We start from the raw sequence: 14,978 nt of genomic DNA, 5'->3' as shown, positions 1-14,978 counted from the left end.
TCACGCTTCCTTCTTCGCCGCTTCACGCGCGGCCGCGGCCTCCGCCGTCACGCGCAGCCAGGAGGATGTTTCGCGCAGTGACTGGTTCACCGGCTTCTGCACCTTCAAGATCGCATCGCCATTGACCATATTGCGCGAGCCGTTCCAGGCCTGCACCCAGACGCAGGGCATGTCGGGCTCGACTTCGCAATTGCCATTGGCGCGCACGCCGCCGCAAGGGCCGTTGCGCAACTGCTTCGGACAGTTCATCGGACAGGACATGCCGGTCGACGACAAAGCGCATTGGCCGCACATACGGCAATCGAAGAGAAACCCTTTCACATTGCGCTCGACAAAGGTGATCGGTCGTTCGACGCGCTCATAGCCGATCGATTTCCAGAGTGGATGCAAAAGCAGGAAGGCATCGGCGAAGCGGTGATAAAACCACTCGAGGAAACGCGAATTGCGCACGGCCCAGAGGCGGACGGTGTATTTGCGGCGTGCTCGACGGCTCGGCGAAACGCCGGCGGGCGTATAGGCGCCGCTGGCCGCCTTCGCGCCCGCTGCTGCATTGCCCGGTTTCTGGACGGCGTCAGCCATTGTCGCGGCCCCCGGCCTTTACCAGCGCCACCAGGCGCTCTCGGTCATAGGCCGCTTCGAGTTCGTTTGCGGCCTTGTCGGCCTCTGTCTCGAGATCGTCTGAGACGGCCACAGGATCGGCTTTGCGCCATTCAGCCAGATAGTCATCCGTCTCCGCGGCACCCGTGCGCATGGCGCACATGTCGATTGCCTCGGTGAAACGGAGCGACAGTTCGCGCTTCGCCGTCTGCCGTCCCTTCTTGATAATGACCTGGGCGGGAATGTCCCGCCAATAGACGACAATGCGATCCGCCATGCAAATTCTCCTCTTTGATCAAGAATGCACGTCTGCCGATCCGGGGACTGCGCTTGCGGCGACGCGGCCCATGCCAAAAAACGACGCGGTGTCGAAACCGTCTGCGCAACCGTTACCTCTAGTCACCTATAAGTGACATCGTCTTGTTTTTCGCTGGGATTCTGGGCTTTCAACATAGCCAGCATGACCGTGTCCCGTGGTCGTCGCAATTGGGGTGGCCGAAGACAATGTCGTAATCAGACGGCCAGCAATTCGCGGGCGAGATCGCCGTAGCCGGTGAAGCGGTATTCGTAGTCGAGACCGAGATAGGCTGCCGCCGCTTTTGCCTTTTCTTGCAGCGCCGGGTCTTCTTCCTGCGAGAGATAGACGACCTTGCGGTAGTTGCCGAAATACATTTCCTTCAACTCCGGATGCCGGTCGAGGCCGAGCGGTACGATGACGAAGGATTCGAACTGGCGGGCGAGGAAATCAGTGAGGAAGAACGAGGTGACGTCGTCTTCGCGAGCAGCGAAGGCCTCGTTGCCGCTGAAGAAAGAATAACAGTGCGGGCCGGAGAGGCGTTCGACGCCTTCGCGCTCGCAGATCTTGTCGATATCGCCTCCGGTGCCGCAGTCAGCATAGCCGATGAAAATCTTCTCGAAGCCGCGCGAGCGCGCGCCCGCGATAGCCTCCTCGAGGGAGGGCGCGATCTTCTGTGGATAGGAGTGATAGATGGCGGGAAGACAGTGCAGGTCGATATGATCGAGGCTATTGATTCGGGCGATCGCCAGTATCTCGCGCGCGATTGCACCGCACGCGATCACATGAACTTTTTGCGCGATTATGCGTTCATCTCGCGGAGTTGCTGTCTCCGCCTCTTGCCGATCAATATCCATTCAGAGAAGGCTCCAATCATGTCTGCACCGACACTCACCAAAATCGCTGCTGCCTGCGCAATGCTCATGGTGCTCGCTTCATGCGCCAACACAATTCGCGGCATGGGCAGGGACACAGCCAATGCCGTCAACGCGACCGAGAGTGCCGGTCACAGCGTAAAAAGGGCGGTCGTCAACTGATTTGGGGTGCCGATCAGCCGGCGGCAACCCTTATAGGTGCCGCCGGCTTGGTATTGATCGTGATCAGGCGCTGGCCGCGTGGCTGTTGTGCTTGCGCTTCATGAAGTCCTTGGCGGTTTCCACGGCAACGGCCGCATCGCGGCAATAGGCATCGGCACCGACTGCCTTGCCGAACTCTTCGTTGAGCGGCGCGCCCCCGACGAGAACCACATAATCGTCCCGCATGCCTTTTTCCTTCAGCGTGTCGATGACGACCTTCATGTAGGGCATGGTGGTCGTGAGTAGCGCCGACATGCCGAGAATATCGGGCTGTTCGCGCTCGATGGCGTCGAGATAGTTTTCGACCGGATTGTTGATGCCGAGGTCGATGACGTCGAAGCCGGCGCCCTCCATCATCATGCCGACGAGGTTCTTGCCGATGTCGTGGATATCGCCCTTGACGGTGCCGATCACCATCTTGCCGAGCTTTGGTGCGCCGGTCTCAGCCAGCAGCGGGCGAAGGATCGACATGCCGGCCTTCATCGCATTGGCGGAAAGCAGTACTTCGGGAACGAAGAGAATGCCGTCGCGAAAGTCGATGCCGACGATGCGCATGCCTTCGACAAGCGCTTGGGTCAGGATATCGTAGGGCGTCCAGCCGCGTTCGAGGAGGATATTGGTCGCTTCCTCGATTTCCTCCTTCAGTCCGTCATAGAGGTCATCATGCATCTGCTGCACGAGTTCCTCGTCTGAAAGTTCCGCGAGAATGATTTCGTCGTCAGACATGCGCTCCATCCCGTTTTCGTGCGATGCATCAGAGGCTTGTATAAAACACTGCTGCCTTTACCGATAGACCCGAAGCCTGACAAAACCCTTTTCGAAAGCGACGTAGCGCAGATAAATCGCGACGCCAGGAAATGAAGCAATTTCGCCTTGACCATGTCTGTCCTATGCTAGTCGCTGGCGCATAAAGAAACGTCCGTGCGACGGAATCGGGTAGCATGGGGCAATGACAGACGCATTTATGCGCAGGAGTGAGGAAGCATCATGGACGATAACATTGAGCAACCGGCCGCTGGCGGTGATGGTGGCGGACGGCGTTCGCGCGGGGAGGGAAGGGGTGCGGCCGCACGGCGCGCATCGCGCAGCGGCGGCGGGCCAGGCCCGTCGCTTCCCTATATCGTCCGAAAGATCGGTGTTTATGAAGTGCTGGACGAGGAAGGCCTGCAGCTCATCGAGCGTAATGCCGATACCGTGCTCGAGGAAATCGGCATCGAGTTTCGCGACGACGCGGAAGCGCTGGCGCTCTGGAAGGAAGCCGGCGCCGACGTTAAGGGGCAGCGGGTGCATTTCCCGAAGGGGCTCTGCCGCGAACTTTTGAAGACCGCGCCGAAGGAATTCACCTGGCATGCGCGCAACAGCGCCCGCAACGCCCATGTCGGCGGCAAGGCGACGATCTTCGCGCCGGTTTACGGCCCGCCCTTCGTCCGCGACCTCGAAGGCAATCGCCGTTATGCGACGATCGAGGATTTCCGCAATTTCGTGAAGCTCGCCTATATGGCGCCGTCGATGCATTCGTCCGGCGGCACGGTTTGCGAGCCCGTAGACATCCCCGTCAACAAACGCCACCTCGATATGGTCTACAGCCATATCAAATATTCCGACAAGCCGTTCATGGGCTCGGTCACCGCGCCGGAACGCGCCGAAGATACGATCGCCATGGCGAAGATCGTTTTCGGCGACGATTTCGTCGAAAATAATTGCGTCACGCTGAACCTGATCAACGCCAACTCGCCGATGGTGTTCGACGAGACCATGCTCGGCGCATTGAAGGTCTATGCGCGGCATAACCAGGCCTCCGTCGTCTCCCCCTTCATCCTATCCGGCGCAATGAGCCCGGTAACGGTTGCGGGCACGCTGGCGCAGATTCTGGCCGAAGTGCTGGCCGGCGCTTCCTTCACGCAGCTGATCCGCAAGGGATCGCCGGTGCTCTACGGCACCTTTGCAGCCTCCATCTCGATGCAGTCGGGCGCACCGACCTTCGGCACGCCGGAGCCGTCGTTGGTTTCCTACGGTTCAGCCCAGCTTGCCCGGCGTCTCGGCCTGCCGTTCCGTACCGGCGGCTCGCTCTGCGCCTCCAAGGTGCCGGATGCGCAGGCGGCGCATGAATCGGCTAATACGCTGAACATGACGCTGCTTGCCGGCACGAATTTCGTGCTGCATGCGGCCGGCTGGCTGGAAGGCGGCCTCGTCTCCTCCTACGAGAAGTTCATGATCGATCAGGATCAGCTCGGTATGATGCAGAAGATGGCCGAGGGCGTCGATCTTTCGGAAAACGGTCAGGCGCTGGATGCGATTCGCGAAGTCGGCCCCGGCAGCCACTACCTCGGCTGCGGCCATACGCAGGCCAATTTCCAGACGGCGTTCTACCGCTCGGCGCTGGCCGATAACAACTCCTTCGAGCAGTGGGAGATCGAGGGCCAGAAGCGCATCGAGGAACGCGCCAATGCGCTTTGCCGCTCCTGGCTCGATCACTATGAGGCGCCGCCGCTCGACCCCGCGATCGACGAGGCGCTGCTGGCCTATATCCAGAAGCGCAAGGATTCGATGCCGGACGCTTTCACCTGAAGAGAGCCCGAGGCCGCCAGGGAGCAAGGCGGTGCGGTACGCGTCGCCGATCTGATTCAGAAAGAGGTCTGGCGGCCGCACTATCAATATAAGGGGCCGCGATGAGCAGCGGTTCCGTCATTGTCAGCGAACTCCGTGCGGCGCTTGCTCCGCACGGAGTTTTCGTTCGCGGGATCGTTTCCTTCGGCGAACGCGAGGGACCGTCATTGGCCGATGGGATGCCGGCACGGAGCGTGATCCTGCTCGGCAATATAGGCGGTTCGATTTGGCAGCCGTTCTCCCGGTGGCGGCAGTCACCAGAAAATATCGGCCGCAGCGATCCGCTTGACGACTGGTCGAAGGCGATCATAGGGCCTCTAGCGGCGGCATTCGGGGCGACGGCCTATTTTCCCTCCGATCCGCCGTGGCAGCCGTTTCAGCGGTGGGCCATGCGGGCGGAGGGTTTGAAGGCATCGCCGCTCGGTATCCTGATTCATCCGGATTATGGCCTATGGCACGGCTATCGGGGCGCGCTTGGGTTTGCCGACTTGATCGAAGAGGACCGGGCAGGGACTGTCATCGCGCATCCCTGCGACTATTGCGCCGAAAAACCCTGCCTGACCACCTGTCCCGTCGATGCCGTCACGTGCGCGGATTTCGATGTTGCCGCATGTCGGTCGCATCTGCGCACGAATGCAGGGAAAATCGGCTGCATGGCCGCCGGCTGCCTGGCGCGCAATGCCTGTCCGGTGGGATCAGCTTATCGCTATTCGACGGCGCAGCTTGCCTTTCACATGGCGGCACTTCAATCTTGAAAAGGCGAGGGATTTCCTTCTTTCGCCGCATTTCCATTGCGCCTTGAAGCTTGCGAAATTCGCTGCGGAGTTGTGGGTTTGATCCGGTTGCTGACCATGCTAGCCATTTTCGTCTGCGGGACCACGGCGTTTGCCGATGAGGCTTGCCGCAAAGTCTTACATCTTGGCGACAGCTATACGGTCTGTACCTTCGATCCCGCCAAAGACGGTATTCGGCTCTATGAGAACGACCGCAGCGGCAAGCCTTATGGCTCGTTCCGGGCGCTGGAAAACGATCTCCGGCAGGACCGCATCTACGTCCGATTTGCCATGAACGGCGGCATGTACAGGGATGACCAGTCGCCGCTCGGCCTCTATATCGAAGAAGGCAAGCAACAAAGGGCGATCAATACCAACAAGGGATGGGGCAATTTCCATCTGCTGCCGAACGGCGTCTTCTATATTGAGCAGGGTCACGCCGGCATCATGGAGAGCAAAGCCTTCGAGGCTTCCGGCATCAAACCATTTTACGCGACGCAATCCGGCCCGATGCTGGTGATCGACGGCAAGCTGCATCCGTCGTTCCTCGCCGACAGCACAAGCTTCAAGACACGCAACGGCGTTGGCATCTCCTCAGACGGCAAGGTGGTCTTCGCCGTGTCCGACGGCGCGGTCCGCTTCCACGATTTTGCGACCTTGTTCCGCGATGATCTCGGCTGTGCCAATGCACTCTTCCTCGATGGCAGCATCTCCAGCCTCGATATACCGGAATGGCAGAGGCGGGATGAACTGTTCCCGCTCGGCCCGATCATCGCGGTGACGGAGCTGCTGCCGGGCTGAAGGCTTCAAACGAACTGTTCGATATAGGTGAGAATGTCGAACAACCCGTCCTTCGGACCGGGATTGGGCGGGAAGTTCTGGGTGAAGCGAAGGAAAGCCCTTGGCTTGTCGGACCTGTCGAATTGCGGAGCTTCCCGGCTCAAACGTTCCCGGATCGATGGTGACAGAAGATTGATCGTTGCGTCGTCGACGATCGGCTCGACAATGACGGGTTCGCCGTTGAATGCGATCGCTTCCGTTGCGGCGGTTGCGATGCCGGCGAGTTTGCGGATCTGATCGTAGGATTCCGGCGGCAGCGGCGACGGGTGATAGGCCGCCATGCGATGATACATAATGTAGGCTTCGACCCAGTTCTGCGCGTTGACATGCAGACGCATCGCTACGGCCTGGCGCTGGAGCATGAATTGCGTGATACGGTGCATCAGAGACGCCCGGTAATCGGCGGGAAGCCGGCCGTCGCGAAGGGCTTGCGAGGCAAGATATTCCAGGCCGCCTCTGTAGCTATCCCACTGGAACATGCACTCCTTGTTGCCCTGCTGCAGCCGAGGGTCATCCGAAACCGCGGTCACACGCGCGAAGGGCTCGGGCATGAAAAGAATGTCGGCCTTGTCGAGCGCACGGGTCGTATAGAGAAATGCCCAGAAGATGAAGGGTGTCGGGCTGGAAATGGCCTTGGCAAGGACGTCGCGCCTGATGATCATGAATTCTGGAAAGACGTGCCGTTCCAGAATAAATTCCAGCATCGAATGGAAGTCGCCCTTCGCATGACGTACGGGATAGGACAGGTGATAAAACGGCTGCATGTCACCGCCGCCCGGGCGTCCATCAACCAGCATCCACGGCGCCTGCACCATGCCGATCTGTTTGTCGTCCATCATCAGGCGGATGTATTCGATGACTTTTTCCGGAATGAGCAAATCGTCGTCGCCGAGGAAGACGGCATATTGACCGCGTGCGCGCTGCATGGCGAAGGCATAGTTGCTGAGAAAGCCGGCATTGCTTGCACGCCGGTAGGCATTGATTTCCGGGTGATGCGAGATGGACTGGATATAGGCTGCAGTATTGTCCGTCGAGCAATCATCGACGATCACGATCTCAAAGGGAATGCCGAGCCGACGAAAGGCCTCCAGATGGAAGCTTACATTGCGCTCGAGCATGAACTGGCGATTGTAGGTCGGAACGCAAATCGAAAGGACAGGGGTTCAATAGGGGACATCGACTTCTCCAGGGCACGGCGCGATTCTGAGCGCAAGCTTTGCCGTTCCATAGGAGAGATTGCTTTCGCGGGGCTGGAGAGTTCACGCTCACACCAAGCGTGATACCGCTCCAGCCCGGTGCAAGCTTTGGTTTCTATTCCTCTGTCAAAGCGGTTCGCCGAACTTGATACCGCATGATCGGCAGCGTGGGCGGTTAATCGAGGCGCATTCATCCATGCCGTCGCCCGGCGGCTGCTTGTGCCTGGAGATGTCATATGAACTCAATTGTTATCGCCCGTCACAACGAGTCTCTCGATTGGGTCGTGAATATCCCTGCCGATTTCGAGATCTACATCTACAATAAGGGTGAACTGATCAGCGATCCGCGCATCATCGACAGGGCTCAGCACATCATTGATAGGCCTGATGTCGGGCGGGAGTCCGAGACATATATCCACCATATGCTCACGACGCCGCGGGACGACAGTTCGTTCACGGTCTTCACTCGGGGCGATCCGTTCGCCTGTAGCCCGGATTTCCTGCCTCTGCTGCAAAACTGGCGGCAATGGGACAGCCTGCAGCCCCTTTCCTGGCAATGGAATCCCGATCAGAATATTCCGCCGGCGTTCTTGCTCGCCGAATATGAGCGGCGCCTCGGCGGACGTCTGCGCATTCGTCCGGAGCGTTTTTCGCTGTCTAGCTGGGGTCCGCGGGATTTCGTCGACGAAGGTGCCATCGCCACCAGCCGTGATTATTGTGCGATCTACGGCAATCCACCGGAAGGCGCGAACGTCGCCAGCGATTTCCTTCGGAAATGCGGGCTCGATGCGTTGGCGGACAAAGCGGCGGCGCATTCTTTTGGTGTGTTCTCCTACGGTGCGATCTTTGCCGTTCGCAACGATCTCATCGCCAAGTGGCCCCGCAAGAGCCTCGAAATCACATATCAAGCAACGCTGGGCCGGGCGGTCTACGGATATCTGCTGGAGCGCTTGTGGCTGCATATCTTCGGCGCCGAATTCGATACGCCGGTCGCTTTGGCAGTTCCGCCGGAGCAGTCATCGCCGGATCAGGCTGGCCTAGGGCTCGAACACTCCGAAGCGGCGGCGCCAACGGATGTCGAGCCGGATGACGACATCGTTTCGGCCCAGGTCGAAGAGCTTCGCAATACGGCCGAGACGCTGCGGCTCGAGGTTTCGCAACTCAGAGAAGCTCTGAAAACGCAGGCAGCTCTCGACCAGCGCGCCATTCACGACGTTGCCTTGGCAATAAAGAATATTCCCGGCGTTGTCCGCCCCAAGCGCCTGTTCATTTCGACTGGCTATTTTGCGACGGCGGTCGCAGCAACGCTCGCATCGCAGCAGGGTTCGGGAACTGACGATTACCTTCTTATTACGATAGATAGACAAGGCGCCGAAGGTAACACGCGGTGGGCCTATCAGATGTACGACAGATGGGCGTCCGTCCGCACTGTCGGCCATGATGCGTATTACGAGAACAACGCCGGATTCTCGAACCCATTCAATTGCAGTTTCGACGAAGTCTATTCCTCTCATTTCCACATGGCCGGCTTCGTGGGCCAGAAATTTCCGGCCTCGCGATACGCGTTTTTTGAAGAAGGTTTAACGACGTACTCTCAGGCATTGAGCGTGCGCGTTCAGGACAACAACACGAGATTCTACGCGCTTTCGCCTAAGCTCGCGCGCGACGCATCGATCGTTTCGCAGCCTGTCGACGTCAAGCTGCTGACCCAACTGCTTGAAAAGAGCATAAACTGCTACAGCATACCGATCTTTGAGAATCCTCATAACATCGTCATGTTGGCGATGGGCTTTCCACCACACGTTCCAAACAGCCGTTCTCTGTCCTTCGAAGCTTGTGAGCCTGCCGCCAAGATGCTTCGCGCCGCCGGCTTCGATGTCTGGCTCAAGCCGCATCCTCGCGCGCCGATCGATGACCTGTTCGGCAAATCGAGCTTAGCGGCGGCCGGCGTTCGCCTGCTGGAGACCGATGCTCCTTTGATCGAGCCTGTCATCCTAGCCAATCGTCCGACGATTTCAGCAGTTGTGTCCGTATATTCGAGTTTTCTTGTTCATTCCTATCCATTATTCGGCATACCGGCATTTACAATTCGCAGTCCTGTTATCGACAGGTTGCAGGCTGCCTGGAAGTCCCTTCAAGATTCCTCGGTGCCCGATGTCGACATGTTGCTGGGCGCCACGCCCGACAGCATCCCATCGATTGCCAGGTCTTTTCATAACGCTTCGGTAAATCACGCCGGCAAACTCAACCGTCTGGGGTAGGCGTGCGTTCGGGTGGTGAGGGTATTTCCTGCAGCCGGTACAATTCAAGGAATTGACGATGCAGCATCGCTCAGCGGAACTGACGATCACGGATCGTTTCCGCCATTTCGTTGCGGCAGCGACGCTGTCGACGCCGATTGTGGCGATGCCGGGCAACACGGCCAAGACCAACGCCGTAGCTGCCATGCTGGGTGCTCCGTCTCCCCTGGCGCCGACATCACACAATGCTCAGGATGCGCTGAGTGAAAGAATATCAAAGCCGTTTCGAACGTCGTCGGCCCAAATGCAGTCAATATTGGCAGGCGCCCTGGTCAATTTCGATTTCTGACGGCGCGATTTCGGGAGGCGGCCGCTAAGGCTGGGACCTCCGCAAGTTTCGCAAAAGGAACGGCTGACACTGTGTCCATCAAGCTAGTTCGATTGTGAGTTTCGAGGCTGATGGCGTCTTGCAGTGTCATTTCCCGAACGGTCGTTCCAGGTCCAGGAATAGGGGGCTGTCTATGACGTCTTTTGCAGCGAGCAATCTGCAAACTCTCACGCGTGCGGAGCGCGTGGCAATTGCGGAACAATGGTCCGAGGCTCCGCTTCTGGACGCAGAGACGCTCTCCGGAACATTTTGGCAATTGAGCGATCTGAACGGGCGGCAGTTGGCGCCGTTCCTTGTGCTTGCGCCCGAAGGACTGATCGGCAATGTCTTCCACGGATCGCTCGATCACTGGTATGTAGCCAATGGAAATCTCTGCATCCTCGACAGCCAAGGTGTGCCGACGATCGTATTCACCGCGGCCCGCGTCGTGAATTCGGCGGTCGTGGCACTTGCCGGTCACGCCATCCTTGCCGGTGTCGAGGCCGTCTACATTCTAACCCTGGTCGACCATCCACCCCATCCGGTATCCCCGACGCCGTCCCACATGGAACGCCGAGCCAGATTTATCAAGCAGCCGCCAGCGGAGGCGCGCCGAGCAAATCTCGTCGTCGTTCGCGCCAACGGGTCGTCGTTGCATCCGCGCTGGTTCGATGGGCTCGACGACAAGACGCGCACCTGGGATCTCTGCGTAAGCTGGTACGGCAGCGAAATTCCCGACGCATCGGTGTCGCCGGAATATCTCACCCATGCCCCGAACCAGCGGAAGTTCAAGCCGATCTTCGATCTGTTTTATGACGATAGCCCGCTTTGGAACTACGATCGCATCTGGTTGCCTGACGACGATCTGCTGTGCAGCGGATCGGATTTGAACAGAATGTTCCATCTGTCACGCAAATACGGGCTCGATCTGGCGCAGCCATCGCTTCGTCAGGAAGCTGGCTGCCACATCAATCATCCGATAACGGCCCAGCGCCAAGGCGGCGACGTGCGCTTCGAACCTTTCGTCGAGATCATGTGCCCGCTCTTTTCGCGCCGCGCTCTCCGCATCTGCATTGCCAGCATCAAGGATGCCGTCTCCGGTTACGGTCTGGACCATTTGTGGCCTTCATTCCTCGGCCGGCCCGCGACGCGTATGGGCATTATTGACGCGGTTGGGATAGTTCATACGAGGCCGATCGGCGCGAGCTATGACGTGCGGTCCGCAATTGCCGAGCAAGCAGGGCTTTGGCAATCTTACGGGTTTCAGTATCGCCCTATACCCGGGGTAAATTGATAATGTTGGCAACCGTCGCCATAAGCGAGAACGTATTGGATACTGCTGCCGAGATCCGAAATATTATCCTGCAGCGACAATGGGCACTGTTGAGACCGAATGGTGATATTCGCACGCCCTATATGTGTTTCGAGCAAGACGGCAGTATCGTTGGTTACCAACATGTCAACGAAACGAGTTGGGATGTCGAAGGGAAAGAATTGCTTTTCCGGCACTCTTCCGGTGCGGTAACAGCGCGATCTGGAGTCATAAAATCCGAAGCAGATGGCTCTCATCTGATTGTAATGATGCGCGAGGAAGATGCATCTGCATGTGCTCATATACTGGTGGAGCGTTCTGAAATATGGGATTTGCTGCGAAGTAAGTCGTCCTCGGATCTCTGGTTAAAAGTCCAGGGGCATCCGGCTTTTAAGGATAATTGTCGCATCGATACGAGCGGCTTTTCCCTGCCGGCAATCAATGATCTAGAAATCATCGAAGTTACTCCGGCCACGCAAGGGCGCCTTGCCGATCTCGGCATCAATATTCTCGGGCCGTTCGGAATACGCAATTTAATCGTAATTGATCGGAGGATGAAACGCGTCAATCTCGCCATTCATTTTCACGGTCGCAGCTTTAATGCGGTTATTCTCGATCAGCAAAGCAGTATTCGCGGTGTATTCGACTTTGAGGGAGACGAGAACATCGCGGTGATTGGTGCCTCTGCCGTCGAGAGAGAAATTCAAAGCTCGGCCGTATTCCGTTACAACTCGGCAGGCCTCTTTTTAGGTAGGGGCAGTTCAGCCGGTCAAGTGAACTTCTGGATCGAAGGCCCCAGAAACTCGGTGCAGGTTGGGGATGACTTTATGTCATCATGGGGTGTCTGGGTCCGGACCGCGGACTCCCATGGATTGATTGACCTCGATAGAGGCGAAATTATCAACTCTCCGAAGAGCGTCGTTATCGGATCACATGTCTGGCTTGGGCAGGATGCCATTATTATGCCGGGCACGACGATCGGTGGCGGAACGGTAGTCGGCGCACGATCCATCGTTACCAAATCGTTGCCGGCTTGCTGCGTTGCAGCAGGCGCGCCAGCGAAAGTCGTGCGCGAACGCGCGTCATGGACTCGAAAGGCACATCCCGCTGCAGATGAAATCGTGGATCTCCAACGATATGCCTCGGCGGAAATATTAAATCACAACATTGTCAGACGGATGTAATGGGCGTCGACAACACCCAGGGTTGCGAGTGCAGCCGCCACCAAGATTTCCCGGTAACGAAAGTTTGAGAGCATGATCGATTTTTCCAACGTTGACCTGCTTATCGTCGGCGCAGGTTTCTATGGTGCGACGATTGCCGAGCGGGTTGCGAACCAACTGCAAAAGAATGTCCTTCTCATCGATCGCCGCAGCCACATCGGTGGCAATGCCTATAGCGAATTCGACAGCGAGACCGGGATTGAGGTCCACCGTTATGGCGCACATCTTTTCCATACGCCGAACGAAACGGTGTGGACCTATCTGAACAGGTTCACGGGATTTACCGATTATAAGCACCGGGTTTATTCGACCTATAGGGACCAGGTCTATTCGATGCCGATCAATCTCGGCACCATCTCTCAGTTTTTCAACCGACGCCTTTCTCCAGATCAGGCGCGGGCGCTGATTGCAGATCAGGCCGCCGAGATGGCCGGGCGCAATCCAGCCAATCTGGAAGAAAAGGCGATTTCCCTGATCGGCCGGCCTTTATACGAGGCGTTTATCCGCGGCTATACCGCCAAGCAATGGCAGACCGACCCTCGCGATCTGCCGGAGCATATCATTACGCGGCTGCCCGTCCGCTACACGTTCGATAACAGATATTTCAACGACAAATACGAGGGCCTGCCGATCGACGGATACACTGCAATCTTCGAAAGAATGCTGAAGCATCCCAAGATCGATATCGCGCTTGGCGTCGATTTCTTTTCGCTGAAATCCTCTCTGCCGCCGGATCTGCCTGTTGTCTATACAGGCCCCATCGATCGGTATTTCGACTATTCGGAAGGGGAACTGGGCTGGCGTACAATCGATTTTGAAAAAGAGACCCTCAACACCGGCGATTTTCAGGGCATGGCGGTCATGAATTATGCCGATGAGACCGTGCCCTATACGCGTATCCTGGAGTTTCGCCATTTCAATCCCGAGCGCAGCTACCAGAATGAGAAGACTGTCGTGGTGCGGGAATATTCACGCTCGGCGAAGCGCGCGGATGAGCCCTACTATCCGATCGACACGCGGCAAGACAAAGAGGTCTTTCTGCGATATCGCGAACGGGCGGAGGCAGAGACGAATGTCCATTTCGGCGGGCGGCTTGGAACCTATCGCTATCTCGACATGCATCAGGCAATCGGCGCGGCCTTGAAGGCGTTCGAGAGCCGCATTGTTCCGCATTTCACCGAGGGGCGTACCGTTGGCGGCGAGAAATAGGCTGACGGCCTGAGTTTGGACGATGCCGCCATCCGTCAAGTTGTGGAGCGGGCTGACCTTTCAAAGGACATCCCGCTCGATTATTTTTATCCGCGCCGACGGCGCTCGCGTGCGGGCGCGGCTCCGCCTTCATTGGCGGTCTTGTTACGCAGCGGGCCGATCCGCTCGATGATCGTTTCCAGGGTCGGGCGCGGGCCGGGCGTGTAGCTGTCGAGCGCCTGGCGCATGGCGGCGAGATGGCCGCACGAGGTGCCGCAGCAGCCGCCGATGATCTTGGCGCCAGCGTCGCGGGCAAGGCGCGCATAATCGGCCATCAGCGGTGGCGTGCCGGAATAGTAGATCTCGGCGCCGCGATATTCCGGAACGCCGCAATTGCCCTTGACGATGACCGTTGCAGCCGGATCGGCATCGGTCATGTCGAGGAGGCTCGAGAGGATATCCGATGCTCCGACACCGCAATTGGCGCCAACGGCGAGCGGACCTTCGCCGACATTCTTGGCAACGCCGTGGATGTCCTTCGGATGCAGACCCATCATCGTCTTGCCGGCGGTGTCGAAGGAACCGGTATAGGTGTAGGGCAGGCCGACCTTGATGGCGGCTTCCGCAGCGGCGCGGATTTCCTCCGGTGACGACATGGTTTCGATCCAGGCGACATCGACGCCGCCGGCTTTCAGACCCTCGATCTGTTCAGCGAAGGCAGCGACGGCGTCCTCATAGGTAAGTGCGCCAAGCGGCATCAATAGCTCGCCGGTCGGGCCGACGGAACCGGCGACGATGACTTTGCGGCCCGCCTTGTCGGCGACGGCGCGGGCGATCTCCGCTGCCTTCTTGTTCAAGCTGTGAACGCGGTCCTGCGCATGGTGCAGCTTCAGTCGATGGCGCGTACCGCCGAAGGTGTTGGTGAGGATGATATCGGCGCCGGCATCGACGAAATCCTGGTGCAGCTTGGTGATCCGTTCGGGATGCTGTTCGTTCCAGAGCTCCGGCGCTTCGCCGGCCTCCAGACCCATGGCGAAAAGATTGGTGCCCGTCGCGCCATCTGCGAGCAGCACGCCCTTTTCGGCAAGAAGATCGGTCAAGGGATTGGCTGTGACGGTCATGGCGTCTCCTCGAATACATCAGATAAATCGGAATGAAATGCAGATATAAACATTTCTTTATATGAGCACAATGCCGGGATAAAGGCAGAGGTTGCTCGATAACAGGTTGGACAAGAAAAAAGTGCCTACTGCATAATTCCTTA

16 protein-coding genes are annotated in these 14,978 nt (G+C 58.1%); 9 read left to right on the top strand and 7 right to left on the bottom strand.

Annotated elements, in window-relative coordinates; genetic code table 11:
* The 3 genes from CCGE525_RS12170 to CCGE525_RS12160 all read right to left on the bottom strand — a co-directional run bounded on the left by CCGE525_RS12170 (window position 1) and on the right by CCGE525_RS12160 (window position 1,749).
* Window positions 1-579 carry a methylenetetrahydrofolate reductase C-terminal domain-containing protein gene (locus CCGE525_RS12170; protein ID WP_120704486.1) on the bottom strand — a complete coding sequence of 193 codons (579 nt, stop codon included), beginning with the start codon at window positions 577-579 and terminating at the stop codon, window positions 1-3.
* Entirely contained in the window at window positions 572-874 is a 303-nt protein-coding gene (locus tag CCGE525_RS12165) for a virulence factor (protein ID WP_120704485.1), read from the bottom strand. Before CCGE525_RS12165 ends, CCGE525_RS12170 begins: the two co-directional genes overlap by 8 nt.
* 236 nt (window positions 875-1,110) lie before the next feature.
* Window positions 1,111-1,749, bottom strand: coding sequence for a DUF1638 domain-containing protein (locus CCGE525_RS12160; protein WP_120704484.1), 639 nt, complete (start codon window positions 1,747-1,749; stop codon window positions 1,111-1,113).
* A gap of 18 nt (window positions 1,750-1,767) precedes the next feature.
* Between CCGE525_RS12160 and CCGE525_RS12155 the strand changes: the two genes are divergently transcribed.
* Window positions 1,768-1,929, top strand: coding sequence for an entericidin domain-containing protein (locus CCGE525_RS12155; RefSeq protein WP_120704483.1), 162 nt, complete (start codon window positions 1,768-1,770; stop codon window positions 1,927-1,929).
* Between the two features lie 63 nt (window positions 1,930-1,992).
* Here the strand turns inward: CCGE525_RS12155 and CCGE525_RS12150 are convergent, their stop codons facing one another.
* Window positions 1,993-2,694, bottom strand: a complete 702-nt coding sequence (locus tag CCGE525_RS12150; RefSeq protein WP_104825124.1) for a corrinoid protein — start codon at window positions 2,692-2,694, stop codon at window positions 1,993-1,995.
* A gap of 261 nt (window positions 2,695-2,955) precedes the next feature.
* Here CCGE525_RS12150 and CCGE525_RS12145 point away from each other — a divergent pair, with 261 nt between their 5' ends.
* The 3 genes from CCGE525_RS12145 (at window position 2,956) to CCGE525_RS12135 (ending at window position 6,149) form a co-directional block, all read left to right on the top strand.
* Entirely contained in the window at window positions 2,956-4,536 is a 1,581-nt protein-coding gene (locus CCGE525_RS12145) for a trimethylamine methyltransferase family protein (RefSeq protein WP_120704482.1), read from the top strand.
* 101 nt (window positions 4,537-4,637) lie between these two features.
* Window positions 4,638-5,330 carry a 4Fe-4S dicluster domain-containing protein gene (locus CCGE525_RS12140; protein WP_120704481.1) on the top strand — a complete coding sequence of 231 codons (693 nt, stop codon included), beginning with the start codon at window positions 4,638-4,640 and terminating at the stop codon, window positions 5,328-5,330.
* 96 nt (window positions 5,331-5,426) lie between these two features.
* Window positions 5,427-6,149, top strand: a complete 723-nt coding sequence (locus CCGE525_RS12135; RefSeq protein ID WP_205587465.1) for a phosphodiester glycosidase family protein — start codon at window positions 5,427-5,429, stop codon at window positions 6,147-6,149.
* 5 nt (window positions 6,150-6,154) lie between these two features.
* Here CCGE525_RS12135 and CCGE525_RS12130 read toward each other — a convergent pair whose 3' ends face one another.
* Together CCGE525_RS12130 and CCGE525_RS38280 are read right to left on the bottom strand one after the other, a co-directional pair.
* Window positions 6,155-7,306 carry a glycosyltransferase family 2 protein gene (locus CCGE525_RS12130; protein ID WP_120704479.1) on the bottom strand — a complete coding sequence of 384 codons (1,152 nt, stop codon included), beginning with the start codon at window positions 7,304-7,306 and terminating at the stop codon, window positions 6,155-6,157.
* 320 nt (window positions 7,307-7,626) lie between these two features.
* Complete coding sequence (locus CCGE525_RS38280) at window positions 7,627-8,199, bottom strand: hypothetical protein (protein ID WP_162950160.1); 573 nt, start codon at window positions 8,197-8,199, stop codon at window positions 7,627-7,629.
* On the opposite strand from CCGE525_RS38280, the gene CCGE525_RS12125 reads away from it, so the two are divergent.
* The 5 genes from CCGE525_RS12125 (at window position 8,176) to glf (ending at window position 13,735) form a co-directional block, all read left to right on the top strand.
* Window positions 8,176-9,645: a polysialyltransferase family glycosyltransferase gene (locus CCGE525_RS12125; protein ID WP_162950159.1), complete on the top strand. Its 1,470-nt coding sequence runs from the start codon at window positions 8,176-8,178 to the stop codon at window positions 9,643-9,645. The genes CCGE525_RS38280 and CCGE525_RS12125 overlap by 24 nt on opposite strands.
* Before the next feature lie 58 nt (window positions 9,646-9,703).
* Complete coding sequence (locus CCGE525_RS12120; RefSeq protein WP_120704477.1) at window positions 9,704-9,973, top strand: hypothetical protein; 270 nt, start codon at window positions 9,704-9,706, stop codon at window positions 9,971-9,973.
* Window positions 9,974-10,145: 172 nt separating this feature from the next.
* A complete protein-coding gene (locus CCGE525_RS12115) occupies window positions 10,146-11,285 on the top strand; it encodes a DUF707 domain-containing protein (RefSeq protein ID WP_120704476.1) in 1,140 nt (379 codons plus the stop codon).
* A 2-nt stretch (window positions 11,286-11,287) separates the two neighbouring features.
* Window positions 11,288-12,487 (top strand): acyltransferase, encoded by a 1,200-nt coding sequence (locus CCGE525_RS39575; protein WP_120704475.1) that lies wholly within the window; start codon window positions 11,288-11,290, stop codon window positions 12,485-12,487.
* A 72-nt stretch (window positions 12,488-12,559) separates the two neighbouring features.
* Window positions 12,560-13,735 carry a UDP-galactopyranose mutase gene (gene glf / locus CCGE525_RS12105; RefSeq protein WP_120704474.1) on the top strand — a complete coding sequence of 392 codons (1,176 nt, stop codon included), beginning with the start codon at window positions 12,560-12,562 and terminating at the stop codon, window positions 13,733-13,735.
* Between the two features lie 86 nt (window positions 13,736-13,821).
* Here the strand turns inward: glf and bmt are convergent, their stop codons facing one another.
* Window positions 13,822-14,835, bottom strand: coding sequence for a betaine--homocysteine S-methyltransferase (gene bmt / locus CCGE525_RS12100; protein WP_120704473.1), 1,014 nt, complete (start codon window positions 14,833-14,835; stop codon window positions 13,822-13,824).
* Between the last annotated feature and the right edge of the window lie 143 nt (window positions 14,836-14,978).

It is taken from the genome of Rhizobium jaguaris (genome assembly GCF_003627755.1).
Lineage (GTDB): Bacteria > Pseudomonadota > Alphaproteobacteria > Rhizobiales > Rhizobiaceae > Rhizobium > Rhizobium jaguaris.
The sequence above is the reverse complement of the archived record's forward strand: the minus strand, read 5'-3'. Positions and strand labels throughout refer to the sequence as shown.